23 protein-coding genes are annotated in these 21,543 nt (G+C 35.0%); all 23 read left to right on the forward strand.

The window, feature by feature from the left end:
* Positions 1-1,568: 1,568 nt before the first annotated feature.
* The 23 genes from NEH75_RS04685 to spoIID all read left to right on the forward strand — a co-directional run bounded on the left by NEH75_RS04685 (position 1,569) and on the right by spoIID (position 21,490).
* Positions 1,569-2,486 carry a DUF2232 domain-containing protein gene (locus NEH75_RS04685; protein ID WP_055305538.1) on the forward strand — a complete coding sequence of 306 codons (918 nt, stop codon included), beginning with the start codon at positions 1,569-1,571 and terminating at the stop codon, positions 2,484-2,486.
* Between the two features lie 19 nt (positions 2,487-2,505).
* Positions 2,506-4,491 (forward strand): DHH family phosphoesterase, encoded by a 1,986-nt coding sequence (locus NEH75_RS04690; protein WP_055305539.1) that lies wholly within the window; start codon positions 2,506-2,508, stop codon positions 4,489-4,491.
* Positions 4,488-4,931: a 50S ribosomal protein L9 gene (rplI, locus tag NEH75_RS04695; RefSeq protein WP_055242771.1), complete on the forward strand. Its 444-nt coding sequence runs from the start codon at positions 4,488-4,490 to the stop codon at positions 4,929-4,931. The genes NEH75_RS04690 and rplI overlap by 4 nt, the downstream gene beginning before the upstream one ends.
* Before the next feature lie 39 nt (positions 4,932-4,970).
* Positions 4,971-6,332: a replicative DNA helicase gene (gene dnaB, locus NEH75_RS04700; protein ID WP_055242773.1), complete on the forward strand. Its 1,362-nt coding sequence runs from the start codon at positions 4,971-4,973 to the stop codon at positions 6,330-6,332.
* 104 nt (positions 6,333-6,436) lie between these two features.
* Entirely contained in the window at positions 6,437-7,501 is a 1,065-nt protein-coding gene (gene prfA, locus NEH75_RS04705; RefSeq protein ID WP_055305540.1) for a peptide chain release factor 1, read from the forward strand.
* 803 nt (positions 7,502-8,304) lie between these two features.
* The gene (gene prmC / locus NEH75_RS04710; protein WP_055242780.1) at positions 8,305-9,156 is read left to right on the forward strand and encodes a peptide chain release factor N(5)-glutamine methyltransferase; all 852 of its coding nucleotides are present in this window, start codon (positions 8,305-8,307) and stop codon (positions 9,154-9,156) included.
* Positions 9,157-9,283: 127 nt separating this feature from the next.
* Positions 9,284-9,889, forward strand: a complete 606-nt coding sequence (locus tag NEH75_RS04715) for an L-threonylcarbamoyladenylate synthase (protein WP_055242782.1) — start codon at positions 9,284-9,286, stop codon at positions 9,887-9,889.
* 76 nt (positions 9,890-9,965) lie between these two features.
* Complete coding sequence (locus tag NEH75_RS04720) at positions 9,966-10,661, forward strand: stage II sporulation protein R (RefSeq protein WP_055242877.1); 696 nt, start codon at positions 9,966-9,968, stop codon at positions 10,659-10,661.
* Between the two features lie 99 nt (positions 10,662-10,760).
* A complete protein-coding gene (locus NEH75_RS04725) occupies positions 10,761-11,186 on the forward strand; it encodes a hypothetical protein (RefSeq protein ID WP_238581151.1) in 426 nt (141 codons plus the stop codon).
* A 227-nt stretch (positions 11,187-11,413) separates the two neighbouring features.
* Positions 11,414-11,854 (forward strand): ribose 5-phosphate isomerase B, encoded by a 441-nt coding sequence (gene rpiB / locus NEH75_RS04730; protein ID WP_055242784.1) that lies wholly within the window; start codon positions 11,414-11,416, stop codon positions 11,852-11,854.
* Between the two features lie 212 nt (positions 11,855-12,066).
* Positions 12,067-12,696: a uracil phosphoribosyltransferase gene (upp, locus tag NEH75_RS04735; RefSeq protein WP_055242786.1), complete on the forward strand. Its 630-nt coding sequence runs from the start codon at positions 12,067-12,069 to the stop codon at positions 12,694-12,696.
* A gap of 38 nt (positions 12,697-12,734) precedes the next feature.
* Entirely contained in the window at positions 12,735-12,929 is a 195-nt protein-coding gene (locus NEH75_RS04740) for an AtpZ/AtpI family protein (RefSeq protein ID WP_262941193.1), read from the forward strand.
* The gene (locus tag NEH75_RS04745) at positions 12,926-13,330 is read left to right on the forward strand and encodes a hypothetical protein (RefSeq protein ID WP_055242790.1); all 405 of its coding nucleotides are present in this window, start codon (positions 12,926-12,928) and stop codon (positions 13,328-13,330) included. Before NEH75_RS04740 ends, NEH75_RS04745 begins: the two co-directional genes overlap by 4 nt.
* Before the next feature lie 132 nt (positions 13,331-13,462).
* Positions 13,463-14,146 carry a F0F1 ATP synthase subunit A gene (gene atpB, locus NEH75_RS04750; RefSeq protein WP_055242792.1) on the forward strand — a complete coding sequence of 228 codons (684 nt, stop codon included), beginning with the start codon at positions 13,463-13,465 and terminating at the stop codon, positions 14,144-14,146.
* A gap of 52 nt (positions 14,147-14,198) precedes the next feature.
* Positions 14,199-14,483: an ATP synthase F0 subunit C gene (atpE, locus tag NEH75_RS04755; RefSeq protein WP_055242795.1), complete on the forward strand. Its 285-nt coding sequence runs from the start codon at positions 14,199-14,201 to the stop codon at positions 14,481-14,483.
* 68 nt (positions 14,484-14,551) lie between these two features.
* Entirely contained in the window at positions 14,552-15,052 is a 501-nt protein-coding gene (gene atpF, locus NEH75_RS04760; RefSeq protein WP_055242797.1) for a F0F1 ATP synthase subunit B, read from the forward strand.
* Entirely contained in the window at positions 15,045-15,587 is a 543-nt protein-coding gene (locus tag NEH75_RS04765; protein ID WP_055242799.1) for a F0F1 ATP synthase subunit delta, read from the forward strand. Before atpF ends, NEH75_RS04765 begins: the two co-directional genes overlap by 8 nt.
* Before the next feature lie 17 nt (positions 15,588-15,604).
* Positions 15,605-17,104 carry a F0F1 ATP synthase subunit alpha gene (atpA, locus tag NEH75_RS04770; protein ID WP_055242801.1) on the forward strand — a complete coding sequence of 500 codons (1,500 nt, stop codon included), beginning with the start codon at positions 15,605-15,607 and terminating at the stop codon, positions 17,102-17,104.
* Positions 17,105-17,124: 20 nt separating this feature from the next.
* Positions 17,125-17,982: an ATP synthase F1 subunit gamma gene (atpG, locus tag NEH75_RS04775; protein WP_055242803.1), complete on the forward strand. Its 858-nt coding sequence runs from the start codon at positions 17,125-17,127 to the stop codon at positions 17,980-17,982.
* Positions 17,983-17,998: 16 nt separating this feature from the next.
* Positions 17,999-19,402, forward strand: coding sequence for a F0F1 ATP synthase subunit beta (gene atpD / locus NEH75_RS04780; protein WP_055242805.1), 1,404 nt, complete (start codon positions 17,999-18,001; stop codon positions 19,400-19,402).
* Between the two features lie 23 nt (positions 19,403-19,425).
* Positions 19,426-19,827, forward strand: coding sequence for an ATP synthase F1 subunit epsilon (atpC, locus tag NEH75_RS04785; protein ID WP_237252482.1), 402 nt, complete (start codon positions 19,426-19,428; stop codon positions 19,825-19,827).
* A 394-nt stretch (positions 19,828-20,221) separates the two neighbouring features.
* Positions 20,222-20,437, forward strand: coding sequence for a hypothetical protein (locus NEH75_RS04790; protein ID WP_055242809.1), 216 nt, complete (start codon positions 20,222-20,224; stop codon positions 20,435-20,437).
* Between the two features lie 72 nt (positions 20,438-20,509).
* The gene (spoIID, locus tag NEH75_RS04795) at positions 20,510-21,490 is read left to right on the forward strand and encodes a stage II sporulation protein D (RefSeq protein WP_055242812.1); all 981 of its coding nucleotides are present in this window, start codon (positions 20,510-20,512) and stop codon (positions 21,488-21,490) included.
* The last annotated feature ends 53 nt before the right edge of the window (positions 21,491-21,543 follow it).

Raw genomic sequence — 21,543 nt, forward strand, 5'->3', positions numbered from 1 at the left:
AGAGCTATATTAATTAATTTGAATGCTAGTAATTAAATGGTGAGGATGAGTGATAAGTAAGTGTGTAGATGTAATGGTTGCTAAGATGATGATAGAGATTTGCAATGTTAATAGAGTGATTGTAATGATAATGAGGATACAGTGTTTCAACAGATAGATGAGTTTAAGGAATGAAGATTCTGCGGATTAGTTGGATGAGGAGAGTGAGTGTATGATAAATGTTAGAAGAGTTTTTAATAGATTAAATGTACAATTATTAGTTCGATCCTTAATGTGTTTTTGCTTTATATACTAGGCTATAGTTTTATCATGTTTCATAGTGAATGGTAAGAGTGAGTACAAGTGTGGTTTTATACTGTTATGATAAGGACTGTGTTTTTGGTTGGAGTGAGTCATGATTATATTAGAAATCCTATGCTTTAAATGTACTGAATGCTTTTGGGGATTTTGTTTTAGATGTGATGTGTTTAAAACTGAGTGATTAGGAGGATATTTAGTTTGAATGTGTGAATTTTGAGGTAAAAATGAATATGTTTTTTAGTGTAAGTGTGCTGTATGTAAAACTGGTGGGTTAGTACAAAATGTGGTTTGAATATACGGATGATGTAGTAGGTATGTGTATGAGTATATGGTTAGAAAGGGATTTTGTTTTGGGATAATTGTGGTGGATGTAAAACTAGTTAATTGGCATGAAATATGGTTTGAATTTACAAGTTTGAAGTAAGGATGTAGCTAAATGTACTATTAGAGATAAGTTTATTTTTTAGTATAAGATGTGGTGGATATAAAATTGGCTAGTTAGTAGGGATTGTCGTTTGAATGTATGGAGTGTGGGGGAAGGATGAGTATAAATGTATTGTGATAGTGGATGGTGGTATTAGTTTAAAGGTTGATGTATTAGTATAGGTGTGGCTGGATTGTGTGAATGAGTAGTGGTTAAAAGCTGACGTAAACAAGTAGTGTGGTGTTATAATGATGAGTGAAGTTCATTTTGCTCGGAAGGTGTGTTGTTTAGTGTAGCAGTGAATGGGCTATAATAAGAAGAGTGTATTAAGTTTCAAATATTCAGATGTCTTGATCAAACGTATGAATGTTAAAGGTGATAGATGAGATAAATGAGTGATGATGAAGTTATGAATGGAGGAATGTTAATTTGATGATGTTTTATGAAATAAGTTATGTGATAAAGGAATGATGACAGAAAACAATAAGATGGAGGATTTGTTATATTATTGTGGGATTAGTTAATGGTCTGATCAAGAAACTGTTAGATTTGATTGTGTATGTTGGTTTGGATTTATATGGTGATGAAGGATTTGATTTTTAGTTTAGAATCTAACAGGTGAAATGAAGATTTGTTTATTGAACCCTCATTTCAATAATAGTTTATTCAGATGAATCTTTTTTGAATGAGCAAAAGGAATAGTTGTTAGAAAAAGATAAAAATTTTTATAGACGTCCATTTAAAATGAAAATGTGGCTGTGCCCCTATATAAGTGAATATATATTCAGCTCAAATTGTGGTATAATAGAGACGTTAATTGGCATTTATGAAGGGGGGCTTTTAGATGAAGACGAAGTCGCTTGTTAACGCGGCAATTATGCTAGCCGTTTATATGGTCTTTTTTGTTTTATATAATATTGGAGTTTTGCCGACAATCATGTCGATTTTATTACCTATTCCACTCATTGTTTATTCAGTCACGACAAATCGAGTTCGAGATGTGTTATGGTTATTGATTGGGTGCTTTATTGGAACATTTTTATTTGGCTCAGTTTATGGACTAGTTACAACCTTGAATTATGGGTTGATGGGTGCTCTGATTGGTATTGGGATTATAAAGAAATGGCCGTATTGGCAACGTCTTTTAAATGCAGCAATTGTATCAGTCATTTCGTTTCCGATTTTAACTTATGTGGTTACAGGATTAAATCTCCAAGAATCCATGGCACAAATGGCGGATGAAATGAATGGGATGCTTGAATCTATGTCAGCTTTTTTACCAGCGAATAGCGCTGAGATGCTGTTGCCAGTTCAAAATATGGTTAGTACAATGATGACGACGTTATTACCAACGATTCTTATTTTAATGGGATTAGCTTCAGCGTTTTTAAGTGATACGGTTGCAACTAGCGTTCTTAAACGTATGAATTATGAAGTTACTAGACGTGGAAGTATTCACCGTTTCCAATTAGGTGCGAAATTAGCAGTGACTTTGTTAATTAGTCAAGTGGCGATTGTATTTATTCCAAATCATGCATTAAATGTTGTATTAATGAATGTCATTATGCTTTTAAACACGTTATTCTTATTACAGGGGATTGTGGTGGCAATGTCTTATTTTAGATCTTGTAATAAGAGAGGATTTGGAACTTTTATTATTATTTTTGCGTTAATGTCTAGCTTCTCAATGTTTATTTCAGTGCTCGGGGTGATGGATGCGTTGTTCGATTACCGTGAGCGATTTGCTGTTAAAAAATCATAATGAAAGGTAGGTGGTAATGGTGAAAAAGATTAGGAAATGGTTAGAAGAATATCAAGATCATCTTGGATATCTGGTGATTTCTATTGTTTCTTTAGTAGTGACTGGAATTTATGCTTATTATCAATCTGATGTGATCTCTCTAATCATCTTCTTATATTTTGTAGGAGATGCTATCTATCGTGTGAATGCTTATTTTCACTATAAAGCCGATACGCTAAAGAAGATTGAATCCATTTCATATCGTGTCAAGCATGCAGGGGAAACGGCGTTTAATCAATTACCGATGGGGATTTTACTTTATGATGAAGCTTATGAAATTGTTTGGTTTAATGCGTATTTAAAGCGGGTTTTTAATCAAGATTTACATGATAAAGTGTTAAAGGATTTAAGTGAACAACTCTATAATCGATCGCTTGGTGATGAGGAATCATTTAAGATAACTGTTAATCAACAGACGTATCAAGTGTTACATATGAAAGATGAACGATTGATGTATTTTACAGATTATACAGAGTATACAGAGTTATCACGAAAATATGTCAATGAACAGCCGGTTGTTGGAGTTCTTGTGATGGATAATTATGACGAGGTCTTTCATAATTTAAATGAACAAGAAAAAAGTGAATTCTATGGAAAAATCATTTCGATTATTATGCAGTGGGCTGATCAGCATAAAATCTATATTCGGACGACAGCTAGTGACCGTTTTGTTTTAATGATGCCGTACGAGGTGTTACAGCAACTTCGCGAGACGAAATTTACGATTATTGATAAGGTTCGCGAAGCAGCTAAAGAAAAAGATATTATGTTAACGATTAGTATCGGGTTAGCAACTGGATACGATAGTTTTTCTGAACTTGGACAACGTGCGAATTATATGTTAGATTTAGCACTAAGCCGTGGGGGGGATCAAGTAGCGATTAAAATCGCAAGTGATGATAAGTTTTTATTCTACGGTGGAAAAACAAATCCAGTTGAGAAACGTAATCGTGTTCGTGCGCGTGTGAATGCACAAGCTTATGAGCGTTTAGTTCGTGATAGTGAACGTGTCATTATTATGGGACATCGTTATCCGGATGTGGATGCGATTGGAGCCAGTATCGGATTATTACGAATGGGAATTGCTTCAAAGAAAGAAGCTTACATTGTTTTAAAGCAGGAGGAGCTAGATAAAACAGCTAAAAATTTTGTTGATGAAATTTTAAAAGATGAAAAGTTGAAAAAGTATTTCATTTCAAGTGAAGCAGCGATTGAATTAATGACCAAAAATACGTTACTAGTAGTTGCGGATACGCAGGATCCAAAAATGGTGATAGAGCCAGCACTTTTACCGCGTGCTAAGAAAGTCGCTGTCTTTGATCATCATCGACGAGGCGTTGATGTGATTGATTCGGTGCTTTCGTTTGCGGAGCCTTATGCCTCATCAACGGTCGAATTAGTTGTGGATATGTTCGATTACTATTCACAGAAAATTAAAATGACGCCATTAGAAGCTTCGATTATGTTAGCGGGAATTATTGTTGATACGCGTCGATTCTCGTATCATACGGGACGACGAACGTATGAAACGGCCGCTATTTTAAAACAAAAAGGAGCGGAAGAGAAGTTAGTTCAGCAATTGCTCCGAACGCCGCTTGAGAATTATTATAGTAAGGCACATCTCATTGAACGAGCAGAAATCTTTAAAGATGAGTTTATTATTGCTTGTGCAGATGATGAGATGGTGCTTGAAAAAGTTCAAATTGCTCAAACAGCCGACGAGTTGTTAAATGTTCAAAATATTAAGGCTTCATTCGTAATCTCACGTATTGATGAGCAGTACATTGGAATTAGTGCTCGTTCACTAGGTGATGTGAATGTTCAAGTGTTAATGGAACAACTGGGTGGTGGTGGGCATTTAAATAATGCAGCAACACAAATGCGTAGTAGCAGTACACAAGATGCTGTTTTACAATTAAAAGAAGTTATTGTTAAAGAGTTAGAAGAAAGTGGTGAGTCTAAATGAAAGTAATTATGTTAGAAGATGTTAAAGGTAAAGGTAAAAAAGGTGAAGTTAAAGATTTTCCAAATGGTTTTGCGAACTTCTTAATTAAACAAAATAAAGCGATGGATGCAACGCCAGGAAATATGAATAAATTAAAAGCTCAACAAGCGGAAGAAGAAAAACAAGCCGAGTTACGCTTAGAAGAAGCCAAAAAGTTAAAAGCTGATTTAGAACAAAAAACAGTGATTGTTAAAGTAAAATCAGGAGATAACGGGCGTGTGTTTGGTTCAGTTAGCACAAAAGCAATTGCTGAAGAGTTCCAAAAACAATTCGGAATCAAATTAGATAAACGTAAAATGGATTTAGAAGAACCAATCCGTGGATTAGGAATGGCACGTGTTCCAATTCATTTACATCCAGAAGTAGTCGCAACTATTTCAGTTCAAATCAAAGAAAAATAAGAGGTTATGATAGATTAACGTTAGAAAGTTGGGTATCCCATGTTAGAATCGCCAAATCGTCAGATGCCTCATAGCACCGATGCTGAACAAGCTATTCTTGGGGCCATGTTGCTCGATGAAAAGGTGTGTGAGGATGTCAAACTCAAATTACAGCCAGATGATTTTTATCATCATCGTCATCGCATTATTTATGAAACGATGCTGATCCTATTGGACCAAAATATTGGGGTCGATGTGACAACAGTTACAGCGTATCTTCAAGATCATAAACGTATTGCTGAAATTGGTGGTGTGGAGTACATCTTAACGATTTACGAAAGTGTCGCAACGACAGCACATACAGAGCATTATGTCGAGATTGTTTTAGAAAAATCAATTTCACGTTTAATCATTAATCGTGCTCAAAGTCTAATTGAGCAAGGATATGATCCAGAGACATCAACTCAAGATTTAATTGATACGGCTGAGCAACAATTCTCAGGCTTAGCTCGATTAAATCAAGGGTCTGATTTTAAACAAATCGATAATGTCATCATTGACTTTATTAAAAACGTTGAGCGTTTATCTCAATCAACAGGTGAAGTAACTGGATTAACAACTGGATTTACCGCACTTGATAATATGACTTCGGGTCTTCAAAATAACGACTTAATTATCGTTGCTGCCCGTCCTGCGATGGGGAAAACCGCATTTGCCTTAAATATTGCGCAAAACGTGGCCAAGCTAAATCATGTGAATGTTGCCATTTTCAGCTTAGAGATGGGGGCCGATCAGCTCGTATCCCGTTTAGTTAGTGCCGAAGGACGAATTGAAGCGCATCGTTTAAAAACTGGGAATTTAGAAGGGGCGGATTGGCGTTCATTGAAAATTGCCACCGATGTATTAAGTAATCTAGGCATTTATATCGATGATACACCTGGTATTCGTGTTGGAGAATTACGAGCAAAATGTCGACAACTTCATCAACAAAAAGGTCTTGGATTAGTAATGATCGACTACTTACAGTTACTTTCTGGTAGCAAGGCTAACGGTGGGAATCGTCAACAAGAAGTCTCTGAAATTTCACGTATGTTAAAAGAGATGGCACGTGAGTTGAAAATCCCGGTTATTGCTTTATCACAGTTATCACGTCAGGTTGAAAATCGTGAAGATAAGCGACCAATGATGTCAGATTTACGTGAATCGGGAAGTATCGAGCAGGATGCGGATATCGTTACTTTCTTATATCGTGAAGATTACTATAAAAAGGATCCGGAATTAAACGATAATATCGTTGAAGTTATTTTCGCGAAGCACCGTAGTGGGGCTGTCGGGACAGTTAAGTTAGCCTTTAGAAAAGAAATCAGCCGATTCGAAAATCTGGTTAATGTTCCAGAGTCAGCTCACATCCCAGACGTTTAGTAAAAAACATCTAAGTTTAAGATGCGTTTTACATAAAACACATTTTGACGATACGTTTGACTTATATTATAATTAGGAATGAACAATTAGAGGAGGATTCGACTATGTTTGAACGTTTAGAGGCAATCTTAGAGCGTTATGAAAAAATTAACGAAATGATGGCTGATCCTGCAATCGTTACTGATATTAAAAAATTAACTGAATTATCAAAAGAACAACGTGGTCTTGAAGAGACAGTTAATGTGTATACTGAATATAAAGAAATTGCAGCTTCAATTGAAGATTTAAAAGAAATGGCAAAAGACTCTGATCCAGAAATTAGTGAAATGGCTGAAATGGAATTAGAAGAGTTAAAACCACGCCTTCCAGAATTAGAAGAGCGTTTAGAAATCTTATTAATTCCTAAAGATCCAAACGATGAGAAAAACGTAATCGTTGAGATCCGTGGAGCTGCGGGTGGAGATGAAGCAAATATCTTCGCATCAGACTTATACCGTATGTATACAAAATATGCTGAGGTAAAAGGATGGAAAATTCAAGTCATGAACGTGGACTACTCTGAATCTGGAGGGATGTCACAAGTTGAGTTCATGATCTCGGGTGAAAGTGTATACTCTCACATGAAATATGAATCAGGAGCACACCGTGTACAGCGTGTCCCTGCCACTGAATCTCAAGGACGTATCCACACATCAACAGCAACTGTTTTAGTTATGCCAGAGGCTGAAGATGTAGATATCGAAGTAAGTATGAATGATATCCGTGTTGATACTTTCTGTTCATCAGGACCTGGAGGACAGTCAGTAAATACAACTAAATCAGCGGTACGTTTAACTCACGTTCCAACTGGAATCGTTGTATCATGTCAGGACGGAAAATCACAACACGAAAATAAAGCCAATGCCTTAAAAGTATTAAAAGCTCGTATCTATGATTCAATCTTACAAGAGCGTTTAGAGGCTGAAGGTGAAGAACGTCGTTCTAAAATCGGAACAGGTGAACGTTCAGAAAAAATCCGTACTTACAACTATCCACAAAACCGTGTCACTGACCACCGTATTGGATTCACTATCCAACAGTTAGACCGCGTTATGGAAGGTAAATTAGAGCCAGTTGTTGAAGCTTTAATTACAGAAGAACAAAAACGTAAATTAGCTGCTCAAGATTAATGACATTAAATAAAAAATCTAACTTCATTTTGAAGTTAGATTTTTTATTTATTCTCTACTTTATGGTTATCCTAAAATTCATTTATATAAGTCTAGAAATAGAAAAAAGCGCCCGGGGGGAGGGGCGCTTTTTTAAAAATTAGGAGAAACTGTAAAGGGGGGGAACCTTTACAGCCTTAATTGTGATGACAATTCAATGGGGGGATTGAACTGTCATCTTCCCTCGAGTCTCTCTTTTTGGGGGGATGAGAGTAGGCTCAGAAAAAGTCTTTGCCATAATCGAGGGATTAAAGTATTAAATACTTTGGGAGAGAATTATAAGGAGAGAGTATGAAAAATAAAACTTTAAAAATTGGGGAGAGAAATGAGTAATGAAATAAAGTTTTATATGGGGGGGAAGAGTATGCCCGTAAGTTCTCGTCTTACGGACAATTATATTATGAACCAGTACTATGAATTTTAAACGTAATTTATGTAAAAAAGTTAAGATTATTTATTATAAAAGTCGTATGAACTAAATTGTGGTGTGAGTTTTACACTTAACTACTGATTTCCTTGCTACATCTAATTCTAATATATGTATCATATCCTAAATGGTTCCATGAAAGATTGGATATCTTCCATAATAGAATGAAGGTGCATCTTTATTATAGGAGAGAGTTATATCATTAGGATTCATATTCTTCAGAGTGAGTGTATGCTTTCATATCTAATAATCCAAGATAAGTTGTAAAAAATTTTATTTGCATGTTTTAGCATTTTAGAGTAAAATGATGGTTGATTTTAAGAAGACGGTGATAAAGATGAAAACAATGCGTGAATTGTTAAAATGGGCTGAAGATTACGCCCTTGAAAATGGAAAAGAAGATTCGGCTGTTAAATTATTATTAATGCATGTAACTGGGAAAGAAAGTTATGAAATTTTAGCCGATATGAATATGCAAGTACCAGCGGAACAAGTTGAAGAATTTGAGCGCTGTGTTAAAACATACGTTGAACAAAATATTCCTGTTCAACACATTATGGGATACGAAACATTCTTTGGACATAAATTTATTGTCAATGATGATGTCTTAATCCCACGCTTTGAAACAGAAGAATTAGTGGCTAATGTCTTATCAACTTATGATGATGTATTTGATGGTGCCCCTGTTAAGGTCGTCGATGTAGGAACAGGAAGTGGAGCGATTGGTGTTACTTTAGCAGTTGAAGAATCGAATATGGAAGTAACGGTGACTGAATTATCAGAGGCCGCTTTAGAAGTTGCGAAACAAAATGCTTCTAATTTAGGAGCAAATGTAACATTCTATCAAGGAGATATGTTACAACCATTAATTGAACGCGGATTAAAGTTTGATATCCTAGTATCAAATCCTCCATACATTCCATTAACTGAAAATGTCGATCCACTTGTTAAAGATAATGAACCACACTTAGCGTTATTTGGTGGAGAAGATGGATTAAAATTCTATCGTCAAATTTTAAAAGATGCTCATAAAGTTGTAAATGAGAAAAATATTATTGCATTTGAACATGCATATAACCATAAAGAAGCAATGGCGGAATTAGTGAAGCAACATTTCCCTAACTCTAAGTTTGAAACATTAAAAGACTTAAATGGAAAAGATCGTATGACTATTATCATTAATAACTAAGATTTAGCCTAGAAATGTGAAATACATTTGGGTTTCTATATAGAAAATTAATTTCCTTTTAGGGAAGGATAAGAGAAAGGGGATGTCCTATGACATCCTTCTTTTTATAGAAAGGATTTGTAAATGCATGATTTATCAAAGTCATCAATTAAGTGAAGCATTAGCGATGATTACCCAAGAAGATGTGATTGTTTTTCCAACGGATACAGTCTATGGAATAGGAGCTAGTATTCATTCACCAAATGCTTTAGATAAAATTTTTGAAATTAAAAATCGCCCAACAGAAAAGTCTTTAATTGTTTTATGCGCAAATGAAGAACAGTTAGAGAAAATTGTAGGTCCGTTATCAGTAGAAGTTAAAAAGTTGATTGATGCGTTTTTACCTGGAGGATTAACGTTAATCTTAAATTGTTATATGCCTTTATCTAATGAGATTACGCGTGGAAAACAGACAATTGGAGTTAGAATTCCTGATCATCCATTAGCTTTAAAGTTATTAAGTGAATTAGGTCCATTGGCAACAACAAGTGCCAATGTTTCAGGTGAAGTAAGCCCAACAAGGGTAGATGTGGATAATCCAGTTATTCATCGTGTGGATTATGTCTTTGATGATGGAGAAACGAAAGCACAAATTCCCTCAACTATTTTAGATTGCACGACGAGTGAATTTAAAATTTTACGAGAAGGAGCTATTTCATTAGAAGAAATTCAAAAAGTTTTACATAAAAAATAATTTTTGTGAAATACTACGTATAATTTTTTGGAAACTGTCCATAATGAGGTATCAGGTGAAAGGGATGGTGTTTAGAATGAATCAGAAATCAACAATTATCGTAGTATTAACATTAATTATGATGGTAACAGTTTATCAAATCGGGAAAGCAGAACCTCAATCAGATCAGGCACAAGTCGTTGTGAATGATACAGCCATTCGTATTCGTATTATTCCAAATTCAAATAAATATGAAGATCAACAAGCTAAGAAAATGGTTCGTTATGCAATCGATGAATATTTAGCAGCTAATAAATCTGCTTTTGAAACGATTAATTCAACTCGTGAATTTATTATGCAAAATATCGGTGAAATTGAAGATACAGTCGCACATGTCTTAGATACGATTAATTATGAGACAGGTTTTGAAGTGAGCTATGGGGCGCATTTATTCCCAGAAAAACAATACAATGGTGAAACATATGAAGCGGGATATTATGAGAGCTTAGTTATCACAATTGGTGAAGGAATGGGGAATAACTGGTGGTGCTTTATGAATCCAGATCTTTGTTTAGGACCAAGTGCAACATCTAATGAATCAGAAGATTCAAGTGAGTGGAACGCACAATATAATGCAATGGAAAGTACACAAGAAGCGTTCCAAGAAAAAAAATTCAAATCGTATATTGGTGAAGTTGTAGATACTTTGTTTGGTACAAAAGAAACAGAAGCTTATGTAATATCAGATGATTTAGCAAAATCAAATTGGTATTTATATGAGGATGAGTATTAATTAGTCATCACCATCCTCCTTTCCGTCCTTTTATTTTAAAATCTTATAATCATATTTTATTCCCCTTTAACATATACATGACGTTGAAGGGGGATTTTTATGATGACTGATAAAGAAGTAAAACGTTATGAAGCAATTGATTATGACCTTGTTCTAGAATTTATGAAGAAAGTGACGACACTTGAAACAGTTAATCCACAGATTATTGAGCAATCCATCCTCATTAAACAGTTTGATAAAGTATCAGGAATGGTCTCATTTGAGGCTTTTGATCAAGTTGGGATTATTCGTTATTTTATTTATGACCAAAACATTGTTCCAGATTTATTAGTGAATATGTTTTTTGAATTGTATCGATCAGCTAAAGAAAAAGAGATTAATCAATTAGTCGCTATCACTTCTCATCCATATGCGCGTCAATTATTTGGATTACTAGGATTTGTGGAAATGAAGAAAACATCCAATCTAAATATTCCAGAGTTATTAAAATTAGAGGATGTTCAACTGATGAGTATCAAATTTTAATAGTAGATAATAAATTTTGGTAAAATATAGATTGTTTTATATAAGGAAGAACTAAAATTGGTTTTAATTACCGATAATTAGTTCTTTTTTTATTTAAAATTTGGAGTAAAGTTAATAGATGAGAAATTACATGGGATTTTTTTACACCTTTAATGCAAAAGTTTAGAAAAAAATATGTTATAATAAAAAAGATAGAATTATTTTACAGAATAAAAGGAGCGTTATTCATGAAAGTAGCTATTGCATGTGACCATGGTGGATTTGAATTAAAACAAGAAATCTTAGGTTTACTCAAAGACATGAATGTTGAATTCGAAGATTTCGGAAGTTATGATAGTTGTGCAGTTGATTATCCAGATTATGCATTTAAAGTATCAGAGTCTGTAGCCGCGGGGCAATTTGATCGCGGTATTTTAATCTGCGGAACTGGAATTGGAATTAGTATTGCTGCCAACAAAGTAAAAGGGATTCGTTGTGCATTAGTTCATGACTTATTCTCTGCAAAAGCAACAAGAGAGCATAATGATTCAAATGTTTTAGCTATGGGTGGACGTGTCATTGGTCCAGGATTAGCACGTGAGATTGTATCAGTTTGGTTAACGACTGAGTTTATGGGGGCACACCACACTGCTCGTATCGAAAAAATCTCGAAGTATGAAAACGCTTAAGGGATCCTGTGCTTAGGATTTCTTTTTTATTTCATAGATACTTGAAAAAAGTAAATAATTAAAGTGTGTGAAAATAAAAGTGATGTTTTTATTTTTAGACTCTTGAAGTTCTTGGTATTTTTTCTGCGGAGTATACATTGAAATGAAAGTAAAAAAGTTGTAGAATTACTAATTGAATTATATAAAAATATAAGGTGTATGAGGTGACCGATGTGGTTAAAGTTAATATTTTAGATCATCCATTAATTCAGCATAAGTTGACACAAATTCGTCAGAAAGATACATCTACGACGCAATTTCGTCAAATGATTAATGAGATTGGTGGATTAATGGTGTATGAAATTACACGCGATTTACCATTAGAACAAATCGAAATTGAAACACCAGTTGCTAAAACAAAAGCAAATGTAATTGCAGGTAAGAAAATGGTTGTTGTTCCAATTTTACGTGCAGGATTAGGAATGGTTGATGGTATCTTACAAATGATTCCTTCAGCTCGTATTGGACACATTGGAATCTTCCGTGATGAGGAAACATTACAACCTGTTGAATACTTTGCTAAGTTCCCAGAAGAATTAGATCAACGTGATATTTTTATCGTTGACCCGATGTTAGCAACAGGGGGATCTGCTATTGCTGCTATCAATTCAATTAAACAACGTGGCGCTAAAAATATTAAGCTAGTTTGCTTAGTAGGAGCTCCTGAAGGAGTTAAAGCAATTAATGAAGCTCATCCCGATGTAACAGTTTACTTAGCATCATTAGATGAAAAATTAAATGAAAAAGGTTATATCGTTCCAGGTTTAGGAGATGCTGGTGACCGTATCTTTGGAACAAAATAATGAGTCAGCCACATAAAGTTGTTAAAGCCATGAAGTGGATGTCACTTCTTTCTCAAATAGGGATCACCATGATTGCCAATATATTTGTTGGATTATTTATTGGAAAGTATCTCGATCAATGGTTAAACACATCTCCGTTATTTTTACTGTTATTTGTATTTATCGGAGTTTTTAGTGGCATTAAAAGTGTCTATCTGTTAATAATTAAAATAGATAAGAGGGATAAGTCTTGAGTCAATTACAAAATGATCCAATTCGTGTCATTCCTAAACGAGTAATTCAGTTAGCATTAGTATTTACGTTTTTTATTGCCGTGATTACAATGGTATTCAAATTACCAATAGTTAATGTTTTAATTGGATATTGGTTAGGAGTTGTAGTAAATTTAATTAACTTCCGACTTATTGTTATCGGAACAAAGAATGCTCTTGAACAACAAGAAAAAGGTGCTAAATCAACGATGAAGACAAACTTATTGCTTCGTTTAGTGATTTATGCCGGAGCTCTTGTTGCAACAGTTCTTTTATTAGGAACACCAGCATTCGTTGCAGCCTTCATCGGTATTTCGATGGTAAGATTTGCGATTCAAACTGATGGTTTCTTTACGTTTGGTTATGGAAAAAACAAAAAGTAATCGTCGTTGAATATATATAGCTAATTAGAACGTATGATTCGATCTATTTTAGCCACCGATTATCATAATCGGATTAACAAGAAAATATGGAGTCACCTTCAGCAAAGGAATCTCTAAGAAAGGAGGTTAAGAATGAGTCCACTACTGATGAATATCTTCATAGGAGATAAAGAGGGAAACACAATTGTTAACCCAACGGTGTTTAACTCGGTTGTTTTAGTTCTTGTGCTATGTGTGTTCTTTATTATTTGTGGGAATGCCGTTAAAAAGGCTGATCCATCTAAACCATCAAAAGGTATTGTCTTGTTCCTAGAGATTTTAGTGACAGGTATTGAAGGATTAGTTGAGCAAACAATGGGTGTTAAGCACTTAAATTTTGCACCATTCATTGGGACATTAACAGCATATTTAATCTGTGCCAACTTATTAGGGTTACTAGGATTAAGTGCACCAACATCTGATTACAACGTTACATTAGCCTTAGCGGTTATTACGATTGTTGTCATGATCGGATCAGGGATTAAAGCAAAAGGAATCGGAGGGTACTTATACGATACGTACCTTGGAGACTTCCCATTCTTATTACCTTTAAATATTACCGGAGAGCTTGCGAAACCAATCTCGTTATCTTTCCGTTTATTCGGTAATATTTTAAGTGGTGGTATCATTATGTCGCTTATTTATCAAGCGCTTGGATGGTTCTCGCCATTGATCGCACCGGCTTTACATGGATATTTCGATATCTTCTCTGGTGTTATCCAAACATTAATCTTCATCATGTTAACTATGATTTGGTCTCAAGGAGCAATGGAGTAGTTAACAACAAAAAACTAAGGAAAATAAATGTTAAATCAGGAGGAATTAAATTATGTTTTTACAAACAGTTGCATCTTCAATTTCAAGTGAAGCATTCGTATTAGGTATGTCAGCAGTTGGTGCTGGATTAGCGGTATGTTCAGGTATCGGTACAGGGATCGGGCAAGGTAACGCGGCTGGTCAAGCTGCAGCAGCAGTAGGTCGTCAACCAGAAGCAAAAGGTGACGTAATGCAAATGATGATCTTAGGGCAAGCGATCGCCGAAACATCAGCGATCTACGGATTCGTAGTTGCCATCATCTTATTATTCATCAACCCACTTGTTAGCTCATTATAATTCGTAGTACTGTAAGCAGTTATTATACGTAGTTATATTAAAGACAGATAAGAAAGGGGGCAACCTACTTGCAAATCTATATCATGCCAGACTTAGTCAATTTTACGTTACAAATTTTATCGACTTTAGTCTTATTCTTAGTGATTAAACGTTTTGCATGGGCTCCTATGAAAGAATTCTTACGTAAGCGTCAAGAATTAGTTTCTCAAGAGATTAACCATGCAGAAATGTTAAAAGCTGATGCGATGGCTTTAAAACAGTCTGCTGAAGCACAAGTGCAAGTTGCACGCGACGAAGCACGTGAGATTGTTGAAAACTCTAAAAAACAAGCACAACATATGCATGATGAAATCGTGTCTAATGCTCGTAAAGAAGCTCAACAAAAATTATCTAAAGCAGCAGCAGATATTGAGCAAGAACGCAAAGCAGTTTATGCTCAAATTCGTTCAGATATCGTAGAATTAGCTGTATCTTCAGCTGAGAAAATGATTGAAAAAGAAATCGATGCTAATGTTCATAACGAATTATTTGATCAATTCATTGCTAAAGTAGGTGGAAGCCATGAGTAAAATCGCTTCTACTTATGCTCAAGCATTATTTGATGCAGCGCTTGAGTCAAATGTTTTAGAAGACATTAAAAATGATTTCAATGTTATTCGCTCTGTTATGAAAGAGCAGCCACAATTTATGGAGATTTTAACGCTTCCTAAATTAGATAAAAATGATAAAAAAGAGTTAATTAAAACAATTTTCTCTAAAGATGCATCACAAATTTTAGTTAATTTTTTAATGGTTTTAATTGATAAAGATCGTATTAATTTATTAACTGAAATTATGATTGCTTATAACGAATTAGTGAATCAACATTTTGGCATTCTTGAAGGAACTGTATATAGCGCAGTTGCTTTAAGTGAAGGTCAGTTAACAGAGTTAACGTATGCATTCACGAAAAAGTTAAATCAAAAAGTTAAACTTAATGTTGAAATTGATCCATCATTATTAGGTGGATATAAAGTTAATTTAGGTAATGTTGTATATGATAACTCAATCAAATTACAATTAAAGAACTTAAAAAATAACTTATTAAATGTTGAGTTAAAATAGAATAGAGGTGAGCATTGGTGGCCATCAGACCAGAAGAAATTAGTGCAATTTTGCGCGATCAAATTAAAAACTATGAGCAAGTATTAGATGTAACTGAAACTGGGACAGTTTTAACAGTTGGGGACGGAATCGCTCGTGTTCACGGACTTCAAAATGTTATGTCTGGTGAAATTATTGAATTCGCCTCAGGTGCTGTAGGGATGGCACAAAACCTTGAAGAAGATAACGTTGGGGTTATCATCTTAGGTGAGTACCGTTCAATCAGTGAAGGTGACGAAGTTAAACGTACAGGACGCATCATGTCAGTTCCAGTTGGGGACGCTTTAATTGGACGTGTTGTTGATGCCTTAGGAAATCCAATCGATGGTTTAGGACCAATCGAAACAGATAAATTCCGTCCAACAGAAGTAAAAGCAACAGGAGTAATGGCTCGTAAATCTGTACATGAACCATTACAAACAGGTATCAAAGCGATTGATGCTTTAGTACCAATCGGACGTGGTCAACGTGAGTTAATTATCGGTGACCGTCAAACAGGTAAAACTGCAATCGCCGTTGATACAATCTTAAACCAAAAAGGTAAAGATGTTATCTGTATTTACGTTGCAATTGGACAAAAAGAATCTACTGTTAACTCAGTAGTTGAAACGTTAAAGAAACATGATGCGATGGATTATACAATCGTTGTATCTGCAGCAGCATCTTCTCCATCTCCAATGTTATATATTGCCCCATATTCAGGTGTAACAATGGCAGAGGAATTCATGTACCAAGGAAAACACGTATTAATTGTCTATGATGATTTATCAAAACAAGCAGCTGCTTACCGTGAATTATCATTATTATTACGCCGCCCACCAGGTCGTGAAGCATATCCAGGGGATGTATTCTACTTACATTCACGCTTATTAGAGCGTGCAGCGAAGTTAAACGATGAATTAGGAGCAGGATCAATTACTGCGTTACCATTCATTGAAACTCAAGCAGGTGACTTATCTGCATACGTTGCAACAAACGTAATTTCAATCACAGATGGACAAATCTTCTTAAAATCAGATTACTTCCACTCTGGTATCCGTCCAGCAGTTGACGCCGGATTATCAGTATCACGTGTAGGGGGATCTGCTCAAATCAAAGCAATGAAAAAAGTTGCGGGGACATTACGTCTTGATTTAGCTTCTTACTACGAGTTACAAGCATTCGCTCAATTCGGATCTGATTTAGATGAAGCAACTCGTGCTAAACTTGCTCGTGGGGAACGTACAATTGAAGTATTAAAACAAGGTGTTCATCAACCAATCGCTGTTGAGAAACAAGTATGTATCCTTTATGCTTTAGTTAACGGATTCTTAGATAGTATTGAATTATCTGATATTAGTCGTTTTGAAAAAGAATTATATACATTCTTAGAAAATGAACGTCCACAAATCTTATCTCACATTCGTGATACAAAAGATTTACCAGACACTGACTTATTAAACGAAGCACTTGAGAGCTTTAAAGCCGTTTTTAACTAATAGAAGGGCGGTGAACAAGTATGGCTCAGTCAATGCGCGACATTAAAGATAAAATTACTTCGACTCAAAGTACGAGTCAAATTACAAAAGCCATGCAAATGGTTTCAGCTGCAAAATTAACAAAATCTGAAGCTAAAACTAAAAACTATCACCATTATATGCAAACACTTGAAGATATGGTTCGTAACATTTCTAGTACATCTAGTATGGGACACCATCCATTCTTCAAATCAAAACGCGAATCAAAATGTACAGGATACTTAGTTATCACATCTGATCGTGGTTTAGCAGGTGGCTATAACGGAAATGTTTTAAAGTTATTACAGCATGAAGTTAACTCTCTAACGAAAGATCAATATAAAATTTATATGATCGGTAGTAAAGGATTTGATTATGCAAAACGTGCTGATTTAACGATTGAAAATGAATTTGTTTTTGTTCCAGATGACATCATATATCAAGACATTAAACCTGTTGTTGATAAAGTAATCGGTGATTATATGGATGGTGCTTTAAGTGAAGTAGTTATTATTTATAATAACTATATCTCTAAAATCGCTCAAGAACCGACTACAAAACAAATTTTACCTTTAGTACCAAAGAAAGCTGAAAAGGCAACGGCTCAGTATTCATTTGAACCTAAAGAGGAAGATGTAATTAATGCTATTTTACCTAAATACTTAGAAGGTACAATTTATGGGGTAGCAATTACAGCTAAGCTTTCAGAACATGCATCTCGTATGAATGCGATGCAAAATGCAACAGATAATGCATTAGAAATTATTCAAGACTTACAGTTAGTTTACAATAGAGCAAGGCAAGCAGCAATTACGCAAGAAATCACAGAGATTGTTGGTGGAGCTTCAGCCTTAGAATAAAAGGAGGTCATCATAAATGGCAACAGGTCATATTGTAGCCGTAATCGGACCAGTAGTAGACGTGAAGTTTGACTTAGATCATCTTCCTGCTATTTACAATGCCTTAACTGTTGATTATGAAGTTGGTGGGGAACGTAAATCATTAACACTTGAAGTTGCAGTGCAACTTGGTGATGGTGTTGTACGTACTGTCGCAATGGATGCAACAGATGGGTTAGTCCGCGGATTAGAAGTTGTCGATACAGGAAGCGCAATTAGCGTTCCAGTAGGAGAGGTAACTTTAGGACGTATTTTTAACGTATTAGGTCAACCAGTAGATAACAAAGGAGCAGTATCAGCTGACGCTCCTCATGAAGGAATTCATAAAGAAGCTCCTAAGTTCGATGAATTATCTACCACAGTTGAAATTCTTGAAACAGGAATCAAAGTCGTAGACTTATTAGCACCTTATATCAAAGGTGGTAAGATCGGTTTATTCGGTGGTGCCGGAGTAGGTAAAACTGTATTAATCCAAGAGTTAATCAACAACATCGCTCAAGAGCATGGTGGGATTTCGGTATTCGCCGGTGTAGGGGAACGTACTCGTGAAGGGAACGACTTATACCATGAAATGACTGAATCAGGAGTAATTAACAAAACTGCCATGGTATTCGGACAAATGAACGAGCCACCTGGTGCACGTTTACGTGTTGCCTTAACAGGTTTAACGATGGCTGAATACTTCCGTGATGAAATGAAACAAGACGTATTATTATTTATTGATAATATTTTCCGTTTCACTCAAGCAGGTTCTGAGGTTTCTGCCTTATTAGGACGTATGCCATCAGCGGTAGGGTACCAACCAACATTAGCAACTGAGATGGGACAGTTACAGGAACGTATTACTTCGACTAAGCAAGGATCAATCACATCAATCCAAGCTGTATACGTACCTGCAGATGACTATACTGACCCTGCACCAGCTACAACATTCGCCCACTTAGATGCAACAACAAACTTAGAGCGTCGTATTGCGGCAATGGGTATCTATCCAGCAGTAGACCCATTAGCATCAACATCACGTGCGTTATCACCAGATATCGTTGGACAAGAACACTACGATGTAGCTCGTCGTGTCCAAATGATGTTACAACGTTACCGTGAATTACAAGATATCATCGCTATCTTAGGTATGGATGAGTTAAGTGACGAAGATAAAAAAGTAGTACACCGTGCTCGTCGTATCCAATTATTCTTATCACAAAGTTTCCACGTTGCAGAACAGTTCACAGGATTAAAAGGTGCTTACGTACCAGTTGCTGAAACAGTTCGTGCATTCAAAGAAATCCTTGATGGAAAACATGATGATTTACCAGAAGAAGCATTCCGCTTAGTTGGAACAATCGAACAAGCTATCGAAAAAGCTAATAAGATGAAATAGTGTGAGGTGGTACCGTGTCAGTGATGACTATTCGCGTAGTAACACCAGATAAACTTGTATTCGATGGAGAAGCAGAACGCGTCTTCGCTCGTGGGATTGACGGAGATTTTGCTGTTTTACACAATCATATTCCAATGATGACACCATTAGGTGTTGGAGAGTTACGTATCGATATGAATGGGGAAAGCTCATACATTGCTGTTGATAATGGAATTTTTGAGGTTTCAAATAACCACATTAACGTTTTATCAAATGATGCAATGATGGCTGAAGACATTGATGTTGCACGTGCTAAAATGGAGCTTGAGCGTAGTGAACGTCAAAAACAAAACGCTAAAACCCGTGAAGATTTAATTAAATCTGAAATGGAAATTGCGAAACTTCTCAACCAAATACGAGTTGGTGAAAAAAGAATCTCTGAATAAAAAGAGGCCGATATGGCCTCTTTTTTTATAGGAATTCTTATTATTTTCTTATTTGTTATCAAAGGTGTCTTGTCACCTATTGTATCAAAAACAAAAATACCTCTTATTTTATAATGTTACCTATTTCTTATTTTTATCTAACAAAGATACAACAAAGATTTCATGACCAGCACAAGAAGGTGCTTATTACTATACGCCAGCTTTCTTTACAGATAAATACTCTATGAGTCAAGTTCGTACGGAAATTGGAGTAGCTGTTGAAAATGATATTCTTGGAGATCAGAACCAGAAGTTGCTTCAGAAAATCTACTTAACTTATTCAAATAATAAATAAATCCGTGTAAAATAAAACCTATGAATGATTTATAGGTTTTATTTTTTAGGAGGGATGACAATGAATATTCAAGCGTATTTCATGATTATTTGGTATATTTTAATGTTACCTATTGTGTTTAAAGTTTTAATGTCGTTAAGATTAGAACAACTTTTTAAAAAAGGAACAGGTCGTCAGGAAATCATTCTTTTATATATGATTTTAACAGTTAGTATTAGTAAGCTGTTTTTAGGATATTTTACCGATATCTTTTCTTTAATTAAACAAATCTTTTAGTTAATAGTCATATCACTTTATCTTGTGCATACCTTTGAATAGGATGTATTTTTAGAAAAGATAGGTGATATCGTGAAAAAAATTGCAGTAGGATTTGTAATCTTTATCGTAACTTTGATTTGTATTCCACTTTCATTTCAAGTCATTTACCAAGCACAAAGTCCAGAAACGGATTTTAATCCCCCTCAATCTTTGGCTATTACAAAAGAACAAAACGAAGAAGAAAATCAAGAAGAAGAGGGGACGAATGAACAGATAGTGACTGTTTTTAGGGAAGCAAAAAATGAATCCATTGAACTTCCTTTAGAAACATATTTAATTGGAGTTGTTTCAGGTGAAATGCCAGCTTTATATGATCTTGAGGCACTTAAGGCGCAGGCCGTAGCGGCTAGAACTTATACGATTCAATTATTAGAATCACAAGATGCTATTCATGATACGGTCAAGCATCAAGTTTACTTAGACAATGAACAACTCAAAGAGAAGTGGCAGGATAAATTTGATGAGTATTATGGAAAAGTTTCACAAGCTGTTCAGGAGACAGCAGGAGAGATTATTACATATCAAGATGAATTAATTAAGCCATTTTATTTCTCGATTAGTAATGGCTATACAGAAAATTCAGAAGATTACTGGTCAACATCGTATCCCTATTTAAAAAGCGTCAATAGTGAATGGGATAAAACTGCACCTAACTATGAAGTTCAAACAGAATTTACATTAGATGAGTTAAGAAATAAATTTAATAATAAAAGTTTAACAAAAGATAGCTTTGTGATCTTAAATAAAACAGAAGGAAAGAATGTGAATGAAATTTTAGTCGGTGATAAAGTTTACTCAGGACGTGAATTTCGAGAAATTCTCGGTTTAAGATCAGCGGATTTTTCACTAACATTTAATGACAATAAGGTGATTATTACGACATATGGGTATGGACATGGAGTCGGAATGAGCCAATATGGAGCTAATGAATTAGCGAAACAGGGGAAAAACTATCGAGATATCATCAATCATTATTACCAAAATGTTAATATAATTGAAAAAAATTACTAATTTTGAATAAGATAGGAAAAATGTGGTCATCATAACGGTGAGGTGATGATCAT

Origin of the sequence: Turicibacter sp. T129, assembly GCF_025594975.1 — a bacterium.
Taxonomy (GTDB): domain Bacteria; phylum Bacillota_I; class Bacilli_A; order MOL361; family Turicibacteraceae; genus Turicibacter; species Turicibacter bilis.